The following is a 14303-nucleotide window of genomic DNA, read 5'->3' as shown; positions in this document are numbered from 1 at the left end:
AGGAGTCCCAATGCTCAACGGCGTCTTGTTCTTCCCCGTCACACCTTTCGACAGCACCGGAGAGGTCGACTACCGGCGCCTCGCCGAACACATCGACCGCGGGGTGGCAGCCGGCCCCGGCGGCGTGTTCATCGCCTGCGGCACCGGCGAGTTCCACGCACTCGGACTCGAGGAGTTCGGCCGGATCGTCCGCTGCGCGGTCGAGACCGTCGCGGGCCGTGTCCCGGTGTTCGCCGGCGCCGGTGGTTCCCTGGTCCAGGCCAAGGAGTTCGCGGTGAGCGCGAAAGCCAATGGTGCCGACGGTGTCCTGCTGCTGCCCCCGTATCTGGTGACGATGCCGCCCGCCGGCCTCGCCGAGTACACACGATCCGTCGCGGCGGCCACCGATCTGCCGCTCATCGTCTACAACCGCGGCAATGCGGTGTTCGACGAGGTGTCGGCGGTCGAGGTCGCCGAGCTGCCGACCGTCATCGGGTTCAAGGACGGCACGGGTGACCTCGACAACGTGTCGCGCATCGTCATCGCGGTGAAGGAGGCGCTCGGTGACACGAAGGAGTTCCTGTTCTTCAACGGTCTGCCCACCGCCGAGATCACACAGCAGGCCTACCGCGCCATCGGCGTCACCCTGTATTCGTCGGCGACGTTCGCCTTCGCTCCCGAGCTGGCCCTCGCCTTCTACAACTCGCTGGAGAACGGCGACGTCGAGCTGACCGAGGCGCTGCTGCGGGACTTCTTCCATCCGTTGGTCCGTCTGCGCAACAAGGTGCCGGGATATGCCGTCGCCCTCGTGAAGCACGGCGTGACGATGGAGGGCATCGAGGCTGGCCCCGTACGGGCGCCCCTGGTCCAGCCGACTCCCGAGCACAAGGCCGAACTCGAGCGGATCACCGCCGCGGGCCGGGCAGTCCTGGCGAGCACGCTCGCCGTTCAAGCAGCGGTCTGAGAAGCCATGACGACCAACATGATCGACACGCCCCGGGTCGGACACCCCTCGGTCGCCGGCCACCGGACCGACACCACGATCACGAAGGTGACCGTCACTCCGGTCGCCTTCGTCGACCCGCCGCTCCTCAACACCGTTGGCGTTCATCAGCCCTACGCGCTTCGGGCGATCATCGTGATCGACACCGCCGACGGTGTGCGCGGGCTCGGTGAAACTTACGCGGACACCGCCCATCTCGCGCGTATGGAGGCGGCTGCCAAGGCGATCATCGGCCTCGACGTCTTCGCCCTACACCGCCTCCGGGAGGCCATCGACGCCCGGATCTCGACACTGGCCGTCACCGGTGGTGACGGGGTGGCCGGGATGATCACCACCGCCAGCACCACCGACCGCGTCTTCTCACCATTCGAGGTGGCCTGCCTGGACATCCAGGGGAAGACTCTCGGCCGGCCGGTCAGCGACCTGCTGGGCGGAAGCGTGCGCGACCGGGTTCCGTTCAGCGCTTATCTGTTCTACAAATGGGCGGCCCACCCCGGTGCCGTCGGAGCCAACGGTCTGCCGGACGAATGGGGTGAGGCGATCGACCCGAGCGGGTTGATCCGGCAGGCACACCGCATGATCGACCGCTACGGGTTCACCGCGATCAAGCTCAAGGGCGGGGTGTTCGACCCCGACGAGGAGATCGCCGCGATCAAGGCGCTGCACGCCGAATTCCCCGGTGTGCCCTTGCGCCTCGACCCCAATGCCGCCTGGACCGTCGAGACCTCGGTGCGAGTCGCAGCAGAACTCGAGGGGATCGTCGAGTATCTGGAGGACCCGACCCCGGGCCTCGACGGTATGGCACGGGTTGCCGAGCAGGCGAGGATGCCGCTCGCGACCAACATGTGCGTCGTGGCCTTCGATCACCTCGAACCCGCGGTGCGACAGAGGTCGGTCTCGGTCGTGTTGTCCGACCATCACTACTGGGGTGGCCTGCAACGCTCACGGCTGCTCGGTGGCATCTGCGAGACCTTCGGGCTGGCGCTGTCGATGCACTCCAACTCGCACCTGGGTATCAGCCTCGCCGCGATGGTGCATCTGGCGTCTGCGACGCCCAACCTCACGTATGCCTGCGACACACACTGGCCCTGGAAGACCGAGGACGTGGTGAAGCCCGGTGTGCTGGACATCGTCGACGGTGCGGTGACGGTCCCGACCGGCCCGGGTCTGGGCGTCGAACTCGACGACGAGGCGCTGGAGGCCCTGCACCAGCAATACCTCGACTGCGGCATCCGGGATCGCGACGACACCGGCTACATGCAGTCCATCGATCCGGGCTTCCGGAACACCAGCCCGCGGTGGTGAACGAACCCTCGACCGACAGCCGAGAAGTGGTCTAGCGTCATCCACACCACCCCGCAGATTGCCGGGTTACGATGCCGAAAGTGGATCGATGTTCTCTCTGTCGCGCCTGTCCTGCTTCATCGCGGTCGCCGAGGAGCTGCATTTCGGCCGAGCGGCCGAGCGGTTGCACATGACCCAGCCGCCGTTGAGTCGCCAGATCCAGCAGCTCGAACACGAACTCGGAGTTCAGCTCATCGAGCGCAGCAGTCGTGCGGTGTCGCTGACGGCGGCCGGGGCGGCCTTCCTGCCTGACGCGCGGCGGATCGTCGCGCTCGCCGAGGGGGCGGCCCTGACCGTGCGTCGGGTGCCTGCGGGCGACCTGGGCACCGTGAACATCGGTTTCACGGGTGCCTCGGCGCGGGCGGTGTTGCCCCGGCTCATGCAGACCGCCCGTGAGAGACTGCCGGACGTGCGCCTCGTGCTGCGGGAGATGGTGACCGTCGCCCAGGTCGAGGCCTTGGTCCGCGGCGACCTCGACCTCGGTATCGTGCGGCCGCCGATCTCGCGGCCGGGCGTGAATTCCCGTCCGCTGCATCATGAGCGGCTCGTCGCGGCACTGCCTGCCGATCACGAGTTCGCCGGCGTCGAGCACCTGGCGATCGAGGACTTCGACGGCCAGGCGGTCATCATGTACTCGCCCACGGACGCGCGCTACTTCAACGAACTGCTGATCAGCACATTCACTGCGGTGGGGGCCTCGCCACGCTACGTCCAGTACGTGACGCAGGTGCACACGATGCTGGTCCTCGTGCATTCCGGGCTGGGGATGGCGCTGGTGCCGGAATCGGCGATGACGATGCATCCCGACGGGGTGGTGTTCAAAGAGGTGACCGCGATCCGCGATCGTCCGGTGCAGATGAACGTCGCCTGGCGCGCGGACAACACCAACCCGGCACTCGCGCGGTTGATGAGAGATGTTCTACCCGAACGTGAATGGATCTGACGGCGACCTCGATCGAGTTCGTCGGCTGTGCACCTGAACTCGTCGACGACCTCACCTCGGTGGCCTCGACGGGCGCGGCGGACTCGCTTCGCTCGTTCGACGCTGCTCGACCAGCAGTGGTTGCGGTGGAAAAGCCCGATCAGACCGCGGCGCGCACGGGCGGTTTGACCGCGACCACCGGGCACTGTGCGTCGAGCAGCACACGCTGGACGACGCTGCCGGTCAGCAGTTTTCCGACCGGTGAACGCCTGCGCTGGCCGATCACCAGGAGCTCCGCTGCGTCGTCGTACGATGCGTCGATGAGTTGGTCGGCGTGCGAGAGGCCCGGATCGTTCTCGGCGACACGGTAGTCGACGTCACCGGCCTGAGCCACCTCGCGCGCGTTCTCCAGGTCGACCAGGAACTCCGGCGACGAGGCGTTGTCACCATCGGCGACGATCACGACGCCGGTGCCGCGCATGCGGGCCTCGGCGAAGCCGAACGGGAGTGCGCCGCGCCCCTCGGGTGTCGGTAGGTAGCTGAGGACGACAGACATCAGATGTCCTTTCGCAGAGCGTGATTCGGTGCGACGACCGGTGTCGACAGGTCACCGGTACGCAGGAAGGTCTCGAGGTTGGCGAGGGTGAGTTCCTCCATGGCGGCACGTGTCTCGACCGTTCCGCTCGCGAGGTGGGGGAGAAGTACGACGTTGTCCATGGCCAGCAGCGCCTCGGGCACCTCCGGCTCGTGCGCGAACACGTCGAGCCCGGCGCCGGCCAGTCGGCCGCGCCGCAGCACGTCGACGAGGGCGTCCTCGTCGACGACGCTGCCGCGCGCCACATTGATGAGGAAGCCGTCGGCGCCCAGCGACTCGAGGACGTCCCGGTTGACGAGATGGCGCGTGTCGGCACCGCCGGCGGCGGCCACGATCAGTACGTCGACGCGGGTGGCGAGCTCGGCCGGCGACGCCGCGTAGCGATACGGTGAGCCGTCGATGGGACGGCGGTTGTGGTAGGCGATCCGGCACCCGAAGGCGGTCAGGCGGTGGGCGATCGCCGAGCCGATACGGCCCAGCCCGAGGATGCCGACGTCGGTGCCGGAGACCTTCCGGGTGAGCGGAACGTTGCCTTCCACGGGCCAGCGGCCGGCCCGGACGAACCGATCGGCCGCGGCGAGTCCGCGCATCGTGTCGAGGAGTAGTCCGACTGCGGTGTCGGCGACGCAGTCGGTGAGGACGTCCGGGGTGTTGCTGACGCCGATGCCGAGCTCGGCGGCACGGGTGACGTCGGTGGTGTCGTAACCGACGCCGAAATGGACGATGGCGCCGAGGTTCGGGAGCTCGGCCATCAAGCCGGCGTCCACCCCGGTTCGTCCCGAGGTCACGACCGCGGTCACTGCGTCGGCGTTGCGCGCGAGGAAGGCCTTCCGCGCCTCTCGGTCATCGGGCAGTCGCGGGGCGCCGTAGGTACCTTCGAGACGCTCCTCGAGCGAGGGCTTCAGCGGGCCGACGCGGAGAACAGAGCCGTGGAACGACGAAAGGTCCTTCAGTCCAATGGTTTCCGTTGCCGTCGCGGTGCCGGCCGTACTGCTCGTCATGCTTGACCTCCAGGAGTGCAGGACACAGACCGGTCCTTCGGTGGATGACTCCACGCTAGAAGCGCTCACGGATACCTGTCCAACACGCAAATAACATGGATCGATACTCAAACAGTATGGATGCGGCGTCGTCGATTCGGTGTCTGGCACGTCGGTCAGGAGAACCGTCAGGTCAGCGGCTGTTTCTGGTCTCGCACGCGCTCCGCCTGGCACTCCCCGGACGGAGCCAAAACCCGTCGAAACGGCCTTTTGCTGGGCTTTTGTGCTGTTGACGCCGTCATCGCGACGCTCATAGCGTGTGTCTACCGTCACAAACGCGGTCGAGCCCACCGCGAGATCACTCGCAGTCTTTCTCTCATCGGAGGTCCCCATGCAGATCGCACATCTGCGATCCCGGAAGCGCCCCGCCGGGTGTCTGCTGGTCCTGTCCGCGGTGGCCGCGCTCGCGGCCAGTGGTTGCAGCGTCGCCAACACGACAGCCGGCGAGAGCGCTTCCCCGGACACCCTGCGCATAGTCCTGCCCCAAGAGCCGCCCACGCTGGAACCCTGCGATGCCTCGCTGACGGCGACCGGCGTCGTCGTGCGGTCCAACATCACCGAGCCGCTCATCGAACGGAACCCCGACAGTGGTGCGCTCGAGCCGAGTCTCGCGACCGAATGGACCCAGGTCGAACCGAACGTATGGCGCTTCACCACGGCCACGGGTATCCGGTTCAGCAACGGGCAGCCGTTCGACGCCGAGGATGCCGCGTTCTCGATTCGCCGCACGTTCAACGGCGCGATCGGCTGTGACGTCAACGGCTACGTCTTCGACGACACCACCCGCGAGGTGACTGTGGTCGACCCCGACACCATCGAGGTCCGCACGGAGACACCCGACCCGATCCTTCCGCTGCGTCTCTCCTTCATCGAGATCGTCCCGCGTACCACCGTCGCCGACGACAAGGTGCGGGTGCCGATCGGAACCGGCCCTTACATGGTGGACTTCTGGGATTCCGGACAGCGGGTCGCGCTCAAGGCGAATCCGAACTATCACGGCGATGCGCCGGAGTTCACCCGCGCCGTGTACCAGTGGCGCGCCGAGGGCAGCGTCCGTGCCGCGATGGTGACCAACGACGAGGCGGACGTCGCCACGTCACTGGGGCCGGAAGACGGCGCAGGCGAATTGGGTATCGCCTACACCAACAACGAGACGACCGCGCTGCGGATGCAGGCCACCGATGCCCCGCTGAACGACTATCGGGTGCGCGAGGCCATCGACCTCTCCGTCAATCGCGCCGGCATCGTCGACGCGCTGTTCCAGGGCCTCGGCACGCCGGCAGCGCAGTTGGTCGGCAAAGGCATCGTCGGCTACAACGATCAGCTCACCCCGACGCCGTACGACCTCGACCGTGCGAAAGGGTTGGTCGACGAAGCACGGGCGGATGGTGTCCCGGTCGACCGAACCATCCGCCTCATCGGCCGAACCGGTCAGTTCCCCAAGATCAACGAGACCATCGAGAACCTGCAGTTCACGCTCAGCAAGATCGGGCTGGACGTCAAGATCGAGATGATGGACACATCAGGTCAGATGCAGTATCAGACAAGGCCTTTCGTACCCGGGTCGGGGCCTGTGCTGCTGATGATCATGCACGGCAACCAGGCCGGTGACACCCAATTCACCCTCGACCAGTACATGCTGTCCGACGGCTACCAGAGCACTTACGGCACAGCCGCCTACGACGAACAGATCCGCGCCGCCGAGGCCCTCACCGGCCCGGCCCGTCAGAACGCACTCGCCGCGGTGCTGGCCACCGAGCCGCGCGAGATCCGCCAGTACGCGTATATCGCACACATGCAAGCAGTTCTCGCGAAAGCGAATCGTGTTGCCTACCGGCCCAATTCGGCCACCGGTGACGAGATGCGTCTCGCCGAGATGACCCACGCGCCAGCCCAGAACGACTGAAACAGAGGCGATGACCGATGCTCACCTTCCTCCGGCGCCGGATGTTCACCAGCCTGATCCCGCTGATCATCGTCTTGTTCGGCGTGTTCTTCATGGCCCGGCTCACCGGCGACCCCACCAATCTCTACCTCCCGGTCTCCGCGACCCCGGAGCAGCGCGCCGAGTTCGCCGCCGCGAACGGGCTCGACAAACCGATCTGGCAACAGATGACCGACTACCTCGCCGGCGTCTTCCACCTCGACTTCGGTGAGTCACTGAAGACCGGTCAGCAGGCGGCGAGCATGGCGCTCGCAGCGTTCCCGGCGACTCTGCAGCTCGCCTTCGTCACGCTCGTGCTGTCCGTCCTCGGCTCGATCGTCATCGGTTGCTGGGCGGCCTACCGACCGAACTCGCTCGCCGACCGCTTCTCGAGCCTGCTGTCGATGACCGCGGCCAGCGTCCCCGACTTCTGGTTCGCGATCACCGGGATCTGGATCTTCGCGGTCGTCTTCGGCTGGCTGCCGACATCGGGCACCGGCGGAACCCTGGCCTGGGTACTGCCCATCGCGACCCTGATGATCCGACCGCTCGGCGTGCTCACCCAGGTGGTGCGCGGGGCCATGGTCTCCGCGCTGGCGGCCCCGTATGTCAAGGTCGCACGCAGCAAGGGCGCCGGGGATCTGCGGATCGTCACCCATCACGCCCTGCGCAACGCGGCCGCACCCGCCCTCACCGTCGCGGGCGATCTCGCGGTCGGCCTGATCAACGGTGCGGTCATCGTCGAGGCCATCTTCGGATGGCCCGGCATCGGCAAGCTGATGATCGATTCGATCCTGCAACGCGACTTCGCGGTCCTGCAGGCGGCGGTGCTCCTCACCGCCATCAGCATCTTCATCCTGAACATCGTCATCGACGCCGGTCTCGCCCTGCTTGACCCCCGCGTTCGTGACAAGGCCACGGTCTAGTCGCCGGCGACCAGAGGAGTACCGACACCATGTCCATAGTCACCGATCCCGTCGACACGACGAGTCCCGTCGCCTCGACCGACATCACCGGCGACTCCGTCGCCACCAAGAAGGTGCCCGCCGGTCAGATGCCGCTGTGGCGGTTGCTGTTCCGTGACAAGTTCGCGACCGTCGCGGCCGGTATCCTTGCGTTCATCCTGCTGACCGCGATCTTCGGTCCATGGCTCGTCGGCGACGCCGCGACCGACCAGAATCTCGACGAGTCGAATCTCCCGCCGTTCAACCTCGACACCGGGTGGATGAACGTCCTGGGCACCGACCCGCTCGGGCGCAGCATGCTTGCCCGGCTCATCGTCGCCTGTCAGACCACGCTCATGGTCTCCCTTCCTGCGGTGATCATCTCGTGCGTCGTCGGCTCGGCGATCGGCATGTGGGCGGGATATCACCGCGGCTGGCGGGAGACCACCGCGATGCGCATCGCCGACGTCATCATGAGCTTCCCGTCTCTGCTGCTCGCCGTCGTTATCCTGTACGTGTTCTCGCCGAGCGCCGCGAACATCATCGCCGTCCTGGCGATCACCCGCATCCCGATCTACCTGCGGACCGCACGCGCGGAGTCGGCCGAGCTCCAGAGCCGCGTGTTCGTCGACGCGGCACGGACATTCGGTGCGAGTAGCGGCGCCATCCTCCGCGGGCACGTGTTGCCGATCCTGCTGCCCACGCTGCTTACGGTGGCCACGCTCGACTTCTGTTACGTGATGCTCGCCGAGTCGTCCCTGTCGTTCCTCGGCATCGGAATCCAGCCGCCCGACATCAGCTGGGGACTGATGGTGTCGCAGGGCCGGACCTACCTGCAGACCGCATGGTGGCTGTCGTTCTTCCCGGGCCTGGCGATCGTCATCACAACCGTGTCGGCCACGATGCTGGCCGCGTGGGCGCGCATCGCGACCGATCCCGGCCAGCGGTGGCGGCTGACCACCCCCAACGCCCGCAAGCGGTTCTTCTCCTCACGAAAGGCGCTGCGATGAGTGCTCCTGCCCTCGACCGGCCCGACGCCGGCACCGACGACCGGGTCGCACTCGACGTCGTCGACCTGACCGTCGATCTGCGGACGCCCACCGGTACCGTGCGGGCGGTCGACCACGTCTCCTTCCGGGCCCGCCGCGGCGAAACCCTGGCCCTGCTCGGCGAATCCGGGTGTGGCAAGTCGATGACCGCACAGGCGCTCGTCGGGTTGCTCGACCCGATCGCCTCGGTCTCGGACGGATCGATCGTCCTCGACTCCGTCGACCTCGTCTCCGCTCCCGCGTCGAAGCGGCGCGAGATGGCCGGCACCGAACTCGCGATCGTGTTCCAGGACGCGCTGACCGCCCTCAACCCGGTGTACCCGGTCGGGACCCAGCTCGCCGAACCGTTCCGCATCCATCGCGGGATGTCGAAGAAGAAGGCCCGCCTCGAGGCGATCGAACTGATGCGGCACGTGGGCATCCCGGAACCGGAGTCGCGCGTCGACTCCTACCCGCACCAGTTCTCCGGTGGGATGCGGCAACGTCTGCTCATCGCGATGGCGGTGGCGTTGAGCCCCAAGGTGCTGCTCGCCGACGAACCCACCACCGCTCTCGACGTGACAGTGCAGGCCCAGATCATGGCTCTGCTGGGGCGCCTCCGGGCCGAACACGACATGGCGGTCGTCCTGATCACCCACGACCTCGCGCTCGTCGCCGAGCAGGCCGACCGCGTCGCGATCATGTACGCGGGCAACGTCGTCGAGACCGGACCGGTGGCCGAGGTGTTCGGCAGTCCGAAGCATCCGTACACCAAGGGACTGCTCGATTCCGTTCCCGTCAGCGCCGAACGGGGGGCCGATCTCAAGTCGATCGGCGGTACGCCGCCCGACCTGCACTCGATCCCGACTGGCTGTGTGTACCAGGCGCGGTGTCCGCTGGCCCGCGCGCAGTGCGTGCAGCAACGGCCGACGCTGACGACCACCGGCACCAACCGGGCCGCTGCCTGCCACTTCTCGGAGGAGATCGACAATGCCTGAGACGACCAGCCTCGACAAGACGCCCGGCCTCGACAAGGCGCGCGGTGCCGCGGCCCCGCTCGACTCGAGCCGGGTCCTCGAAGTACGCGACGTCGGAAAGACCTTCGCGGTGTCCGGCAAGGGCGGCCGCAAACAACTCCGGGCGCTCGACGGGATCGATCTCGATCTCCGCCGCGGCGAGACACTCGGTCTGGTCGGCGAATCCGGCTGCGGCAAGTCCACTCTCGCCCGAACGCTGATGATGCTCGAGCGGCCCGACACCGGCACCGTTCGCTGGGACGGCACCGACCCCTACCGGCTCAAGGGCAAGGACCTGCTCGCCCTGCGCCGCAAGGTGCAGATGGTCTTTCAGGATCCGTATGCCTCGCTGAACAATCGGATGACCGCGGCCGAGATCATCGGCGAGCCGTGGCGTACCCACAAGGACCTGTACCCGCGCAAGCGTGACCGGGCCGCCCGCGTCCGTGAACTGCTGCATCTCGTCGGGTTGCGGCCGAGCGACGAACACCGCAGCCCGCAGGAGTTCTCGGGCGGTCAGCGCCAGCGCCTGGGAATCGCCCGTGCGCTCGCGCTCGATCCCGAGGTGATCATCTGCGACGAGCCGGTGTCGGCGCTGGACCTCTCGGTACAGGCGCAGGTGCTGAACCTGCTGAACGAACTCCAGCAGGAGCTCGACATCTCCTACATCTTCATCTCGCACGATCTGTCGGTGGTGCGTCATGTGGCCGACCGGGTCGCGGTGATGTACCTGGGCCGGATCGTCGAAACAGGCAGTACCGAAGCCGTGTTCGACCATCCTGCGCACCCGTACACCGAGGCGCTGATGTCCGCGGCACCGACGCTCGACGCCGACAACCGCCGCGAGCGATTCCTGTTGAGCGGCGAGGTGCCCTCGCCTCTCAACCCACCGTCGGGCTGCCGGTTCCGGACGCGCTGCGCACACGCCACCGACGTCTGCGCGGCCGCGCTGCCGCCGGCCGTCACCGATCGGCAGGAGGCCGGACACATCGCCGAGTGCTATCACCCCCGCGGACGGGTCGGCCTGGGCATGCCCGCGTCGGCGGCGTGAACACGCCCGGCGGTACGAAGGCCGTACTGGCGTGAGCGTCGTGGCATGCGTGACCATCGCGGTGGCCGTGTTCCTCGCGTCCTGCATGCAGGCATCCATCGGTTTCGGGATGGGCATGCTCGCCGCGCCGGTGGTCGCCCTGGTGGCGCCGACACTGCTTCCCGGCATGCTGATCGCTTCAGCGACGACAGTCACGCTGCTGGTGGTGATCCGCGAGCGGGGAAGCCTGGACTTCCGCGGTACCGGGTGGGCTCTGGCCGGTCGGGTCCCCGGGACCGTCGCCGGCGCCCTGCTGCTGGTCTGGTTGCCCACCCGCGGTCTGTCACTGCTGTTGGCGGCGGTCGTGCTCGGCGGCGTCGTGATCGCCTCCGTCGGCTGGCGGCCGGCACCGGTACGCCGCAACCTGGCCACCGCGGGCGCGGCCTCCGGATTGCTCGGCACGGCCACGTCGATCGGCGGCCCCCCGATGGCGCTGGTGTACTCCGGCGAGGAGAACGCGCACGTGCGTAGCAACATGAGTGCGTTCTTCCTCGTCGGCAGCCTGATGTCGATGGCAGCGCTCGCCGCGACCGGCAGCGTGAGCGCCGAGATCCTCTGGGCGTTCCTCGCCCTGACACCGGTCGTCGTCCTCGGCTTCATCGCCTCCCGCGCCGTCAACCGGGTACTCGACCGAGATCGGCTCCGCACCGTGTCGATCACGGTGTCGGCCGTCGGCGCGGCACTGCTCATCGGCCAGCAGATCTTCTTCTGACACTTCTGAAAGGAATCACCATGACGACAGCCACATCGACGTCCACGACGACCCCGGTGGTCACCGAGATGCGGGTGATCCCCGTCGCGGGACGAGACAGCATGCTGCTCAACCTGTCCGGCGCACACGCCCCGTTCTTCACGCGGAACCTGGTCGTGCTGACCGACTCCGAAGGCAACCAGGGGGTCGGTGAGGTCCCGGGCGGCGAACCGATCCGCACCACGCTCGACGATGCGCGACCGATCGTCGAAGGTCGCGGTATCGGCGAGTACAACGCGGTCCTGCAAGACATCCGGCGTACGTTCGCCGATCGTGACCGTGGTGGCCGAGGCGACCAGACCTTTGATCAGCGCATCACGATCCACGCGGTCACCGCCGTCGAATCGGCACTGTTGGATCTCCTCGGCCAGCACCTCCGTGTGCCGGTGGCGGCGCTGCTCGGCGAGGGACAGCAACGCGATCGGGTTGCCGCGCTCGGCTACCTCTTCTTCGTGGGGGATCGCACCAGGACAACGCTGGACTACGCCGACGGTGCCGGTGAGACCGACGACTGGATGCGCTTACGCCATCAGGAGGCCCTCGATGCCGACGGCGTGGTCGCGCTCGCCGAGGCGGCCCAGAAGCGGTACGGCTTCGCCGATTTCAAGCTGAAGGGCGGAGTGTTGTCGCCCGACGAGGAGGCCGACGTCGTCACCGCGCTGGCCGAACGCTTCCCGACGGCCCGGGTGACGCTCGATCCCAACGGCGGCTGGTTGCTCGAGGAGGCGATCCGGATCGGCGGACGCTTGCGCGATGTGGTCGCCTACGCCGAGGACCCGGTGGGACCGGAGGGTCGGTTCTCGGGCCGTGAGGTGATGGCCGAATTCAAGCGTGCGACCGGACTGCCGACCGCGACCAACATGATCGCGACCGACTGGCGCGAGTTGGGGCACACGATCCGCACGAATGCGGTCGACATCCCGCTGGCCGATCCGCACTTCTGGACCATGGCCGGCTCGGTGCGCGTCGCGCAGCTGTGTGATGCCTGGGGGCTCACCTGGGGATCGCACTCCAACAACCACTTCGACGTGTCACTGGCCATGTTCACGCACGTCGCGGCCGCCGCGCCGGGCGAGATCACCGCGATCGACACCCACTGGATCTGGCAGGACGGACAACGCCTCACCACCGAGCCGTACGAGATCGTCGACGGTCACCTCACGGTTCCCGACCGGCCGGGTCTCGGCGTCGAACTCGACATGGAGCAGGTGGAAGCCGCTCATCAGCTGTACCGCTCCGAAGGGCTCGGGGCGCGGGACGACGCGATCGGAATGCAGTTCCTCATCCCGGACTGGACCTTCGACAGCAAACGACCCGCGCTCGTGCGGAGCTGAGGTCGTGGCGGAAACGCGCGGCGACGACCTGAAAGTCGTGGTGGGTGAACGGAACTTCGTGCCGCACCGCGAGTTGTTCGAGAGCCTGTTGCCCGCGGGTGTGGACACGTCCTGGCACGCGGCCTTCGACGAGGCCGCGCTCGTGGCCGATCTGGCCGACGCCGACGTCTACGTCGGCGGTAGGGTGACCCCGGCGATGGCTCGCGCGGGATCCGGTCTGCGGCTGGTGCTGACCGGTGGCGCCGGCACCGACAAGGTCAGTTTCGGTGACCTCGCGGCGAACACCGAGGTGGCCAACACCTTTCACCACGAGGATTCGATCGCCGAGTACATCGCCGCCGCGGTGGTCACGGTGCGCCGAGGTCTCCTCGGCCAGGACGCCGCGCTACGCCAAGGGTTGTGGGCCTCGGCGGTGTACCGCGACGGGGTGGAACAGCCGCGGACTCTGCGTGGCGCGATGATCGGCTACGTGGGTTTCGGCCACATCGGTCGACGAACCGCGGACCTGATGGGTGCCTTCGGCGCACGGGCCTGTGCGGTGACCGGGTCCGGCCGGGTCGCCGACGATACCGGGCTCGAATGGTACGGCGACACCATTGATCTCGATCGTCTAATGGACGAATCCGATGTCGTGGTGGTCTCCGCGCCGCTGACAGCGAGTACCACCGGGATGATCGACGCCGGCCACCTGCGGCGGCTCGGGCCCGGGGGTGTGCTGGTCAATGTGGGCCGCGGCCCGCTCGTCGTCGAGGAGGATCTGTACGAGTCCCTCCGGGACGGGTTGGTCGGCGGAGCAGCGCTCGACGTCTGGTATCGCTATCCGACGGGCAGCGATCGAGCGGACCCGTCGGGCCTGCCGTTCGGCGAACTGCCCAACGTGCTGATGACCCCGCACATCTCGGGCGTCACCCGTGACACGTTCGTCGGGCGGGTGCGCGACATCACCGACAACATCTCCCGGCTGCACTCGGGGCGAGAGGCCCTGCGGGTGGTCGCGCCGTCCTGAATCGAGGGCCTACTGGGCCTCCCTTCGCTCCCTGAGGTGTGCGGAGCGCAAGCCGCCGGGCCGAGCGAGCGACGAAGGAGCGCGTCGAGGTCGACGACCGGCCCCTGCTCCCTGATCTGAAAGGACGCCCTGCCCCCTGCTCCCTGAGGAGCGCCCGGAGCTTGCAGGAGGCGCGTCACGAAGGGTCTTCGCAACCCGACTCACCAGCCCCCTTCGTGACGGCCTCCGCAAGCTCCGGCCTCCTCAGGGAGCAGTAGTTGGGCCCGCTCCGAGCATTCGGGTTCATCAGTCGCACGGCAGGGGCGTCCTCGAACCGGCCCATCGCCA

At 67.6% G+C, this 14303-nt stretch carries 13 protein-coding genes; 11 read left to right on the top strand and 2 right to left on the bottom strand.

The genetic code is table 11. From position 1 onward, the window contains the following. Window positions 1-10 precede the first annotated feature (10 nt). The 3 genes from B1818_RS15295 to B1818_RS15285 all read left to right on the top strand — a co-directional run bounded on the left by B1818_RS15295 (window position 11) and on the right by B1818_RS15285 (window position 3269). Entirely contained in the window at window positions 11-943 is a 933-nt protein-coding gene (locus B1818_RS15295) for a 5-dehydro-4-deoxyglucarate dehydratase (RefSeq protein ID WP_058251797.1), read from the top strand. Between the two features lie 18 nt (window positions 944-961). After that, complete coding sequence (locus B1818_RS15290) at window positions 962-2287, top strand: glucarate dehydratase family protein (protein ID WP_058251868.1); 1326 nt, start codon at window positions 962-964, stop codon at window positions 2285-2287. A gap of 88 nt (window positions 2288-2375) precedes the next feature. After that, window positions 2376-3269 carry a LysR substrate-binding domain-containing protein gene (locus tag B1818_RS15285; protein WP_058251798.1) on the top strand — a complete coding sequence of 298 codons (894 nt, stop codon included), beginning with the start codon at window positions 2376-2378 and terminating at the stop codon, window positions 3267-3269. A gap of 139 nt (window positions 3270-3408) precedes the next feature. Here B1818_RS15285 and B1818_RS15280 read toward each other — a convergent pair whose 3' ends face one another. Both B1818_RS15280 and B1818_RS15275 read right to left on the bottom strand, forming a co-directional pair. Next, on the bottom strand, window positions 3409-3804 hold the full coding sequence (locus B1818_RS15280; protein ID WP_058251799.1) for a universal stress protein: 396 nt from the start codon (window positions 3802-3804) through the stop codon (window positions 3409-3411). Beyond that, on the bottom strand, window positions 3804-4844 hold the full coding sequence (locus B1818_RS15275) for a 2-hydroxyacid dehydrogenase (protein ID WP_058251800.1): 1041 nt from the start codon (window positions 4842-4844) through the stop codon (window positions 3804-3806). The genes B1818_RS15280 and B1818_RS15275 overlap by 1 nt, the downstream gene beginning before the upstream one ends. Window positions 4845-5214: 370 nt before the next feature. Between B1818_RS15275 and B1818_RS15270 the strand changes: the two genes are divergently transcribed. Genes B1818_RS15270 through B1818_RS15235 form a run of 8 tightly spaced genes read left to right on the top strand, consistent with a single transcriptional unit; the run spans window position 5215 to window position 13976 of the window. After that, window positions 5215-6789 (top strand): ABC transporter substrate-binding protein, encoded by a 1575-nt coding sequence (locus B1818_RS15270; protein WP_058251801.1) that lies wholly within the window; start codon window positions 5215-5217, stop codon window positions 6787-6789. Window positions 6790-6806: 17 nt separating this feature from the next. Beyond that, complete coding sequence (locus B1818_RS15265) at window positions 6807-7733, top strand: ABC transporter permease (protein ID WP_058251802.1); 927 nt, start codon at window positions 6807-6809, stop codon at window positions 7731-7733. 29 nt (window positions 7734-7762) lie between these two features. Continuing rightward, window positions 7763-8761, top strand: coding sequence for an ABC transporter permease (locus B1818_RS15260; protein WP_058251803.1), 999 nt, complete (start codon window positions 7763-7765; stop codon window positions 8759-8761). Then, complete coding sequence (locus B1818_RS15255; RefSeq protein WP_058251804.1) at window positions 8758-9777, top strand: ABC transporter ATP-binding protein; 1020 nt, start codon at window positions 8758-8760, stop codon at window positions 9775-9777. Before B1818_RS15260 ends, B1818_RS15255 begins: the two co-directional genes overlap by 4 nt. After that, window positions 9770-10846 carry an ABC transporter ATP-binding protein gene (locus B1818_RS15250; protein WP_078113210.1) on the top strand — a complete coding sequence of 359 codons (1077 nt, stop codon included), beginning with the start codon at window positions 9770-9772 and terminating at the stop codon, window positions 10844-10846. Before B1818_RS15255 ends, B1818_RS15250 begins: the two co-directional genes overlap by 8 nt. A 31-nt stretch (window positions 10847-10877) precedes the next feature. After that, entirely contained in the window at window positions 10878-11597 is a 720-nt protein-coding gene (locus B1818_RS15245; protein ID WP_078113209.1) for a sulfite exporter TauE/SafE family protein, read from the top strand. A 20-nt stretch (window positions 11598-11617) separates the two neighbouring features. Next, window positions 11618-12970 (top strand): enolase C-terminal domain-like protein, encoded by a 1353-nt coding sequence (locus tag B1818_RS15240; RefSeq protein ID WP_078113208.1) that lies wholly within the window; start codon window positions 11618-11620, stop codon window positions 12968-12970. Between the two features lie 4 nt (window positions 12971-12974). Beyond that, window positions 12975-13976 carry a 2-hydroxyacid dehydrogenase gene (locus B1818_RS15235; RefSeq protein ID WP_078113207.1) on the top strand — a complete coding sequence of 334 codons (1002 nt, stop codon included), beginning with the start codon at window positions 12975-12977 and terminating at the stop codon, window positions 13974-13976. Window positions 13977-14303: the final 327 nt, after the last annotated feature.

It is taken from the genome of Gordonia sp. IITR100 (assembly GCF_002009645.1).
Taxonomy (GTDB): domain Bacteria; phylum Actinomycetota; class Actinomycetes; order Mycobacteriales; family Mycobacteriaceae; genus Gordonia; species Gordonia hongkongensis.
This window is presented reverse-complemented; position numbering and strand designations above follow the sequence as displayed.

Excerpts from the sequence above, each read along its gene's own strand:
- B1818_RS15275 (WP_058251800.1), bottom strand. The coding sequence starts at position 4,844 with ATGACGAGCAGTACGGCCGGCACCGCGACGGCAACGGAAACCATTGGA.
- B1818_RS15255 (WP_058251804.1), top strand. The coding sequence starts at position 8,758 with ATGAGTGCTCCTGCCCTCGACCGGCCCGACGCCGGCACCGACGACCGG.
- B1818_RS15240 (WP_078113208.1), top strand. The coding sequence starts at position 11,618 with ATGACGACAGCCACATCGACGTCCACGACGACCCCGGTGGTCACCGAG.
- B1818_RS15260 (WP_058251803.1), top strand. The coding sequence starts at position 7,763 with ATGTCCATAGTCACCGATCCCGTCGACACGACGAGTCCCGTCGCCTCG.
- B1818_RS15285 (WP_058251798.1), top strand. The coding sequence starts at position 2,376 with ATGTTCTCTCTGTCGCGCCTGTCCTGCTTCATCGCGGTCGCCGAGGAG.
- B1818_RS15295 (WP_058251797.1), top strand. The coding sequence starts at position 11 with ATGCTCAACGGCGTCTTGTTCTTCCCCGTCACACCTTTCGACAGCACC.
- B1818_RS15290 (WP_058251868.1), top strand. The coding sequence starts at position 962 with ATGATCGACACGCCCCGGGTCGGACACCCCTCGGTCGCCGGCCACCGG.
- B1818_RS15250 (WP_078113210.1), top strand. The coding sequence starts at position 9,770 with ATGCCTGAGACGACCAGCCTCGACAAGACGCCCGGCCTCGACAAGGCG.
- B1818_RS15265 (WP_058251802.1), top strand. The coding sequence starts at position 6,807 with ATGCTCACCTTCCTCCGGCGCCGGATGTTCACCAGCCTGATCCCGCTG.
- B1818_RS15270 (WP_058251801.1), top strand. The coding sequence starts at position 5,215 with ATGCAGATCGCACATCTGCGATCCCGGAAGCGCCCCGCCGGGTGTCTG.
- B1818_RS15280 (WP_058251799.1), bottom strand. The coding sequence starts at position 3,804 with ATGTCTGTCGTCCTCAGCTACCTACCGACACCCGAGGGGCGCGGCGCA.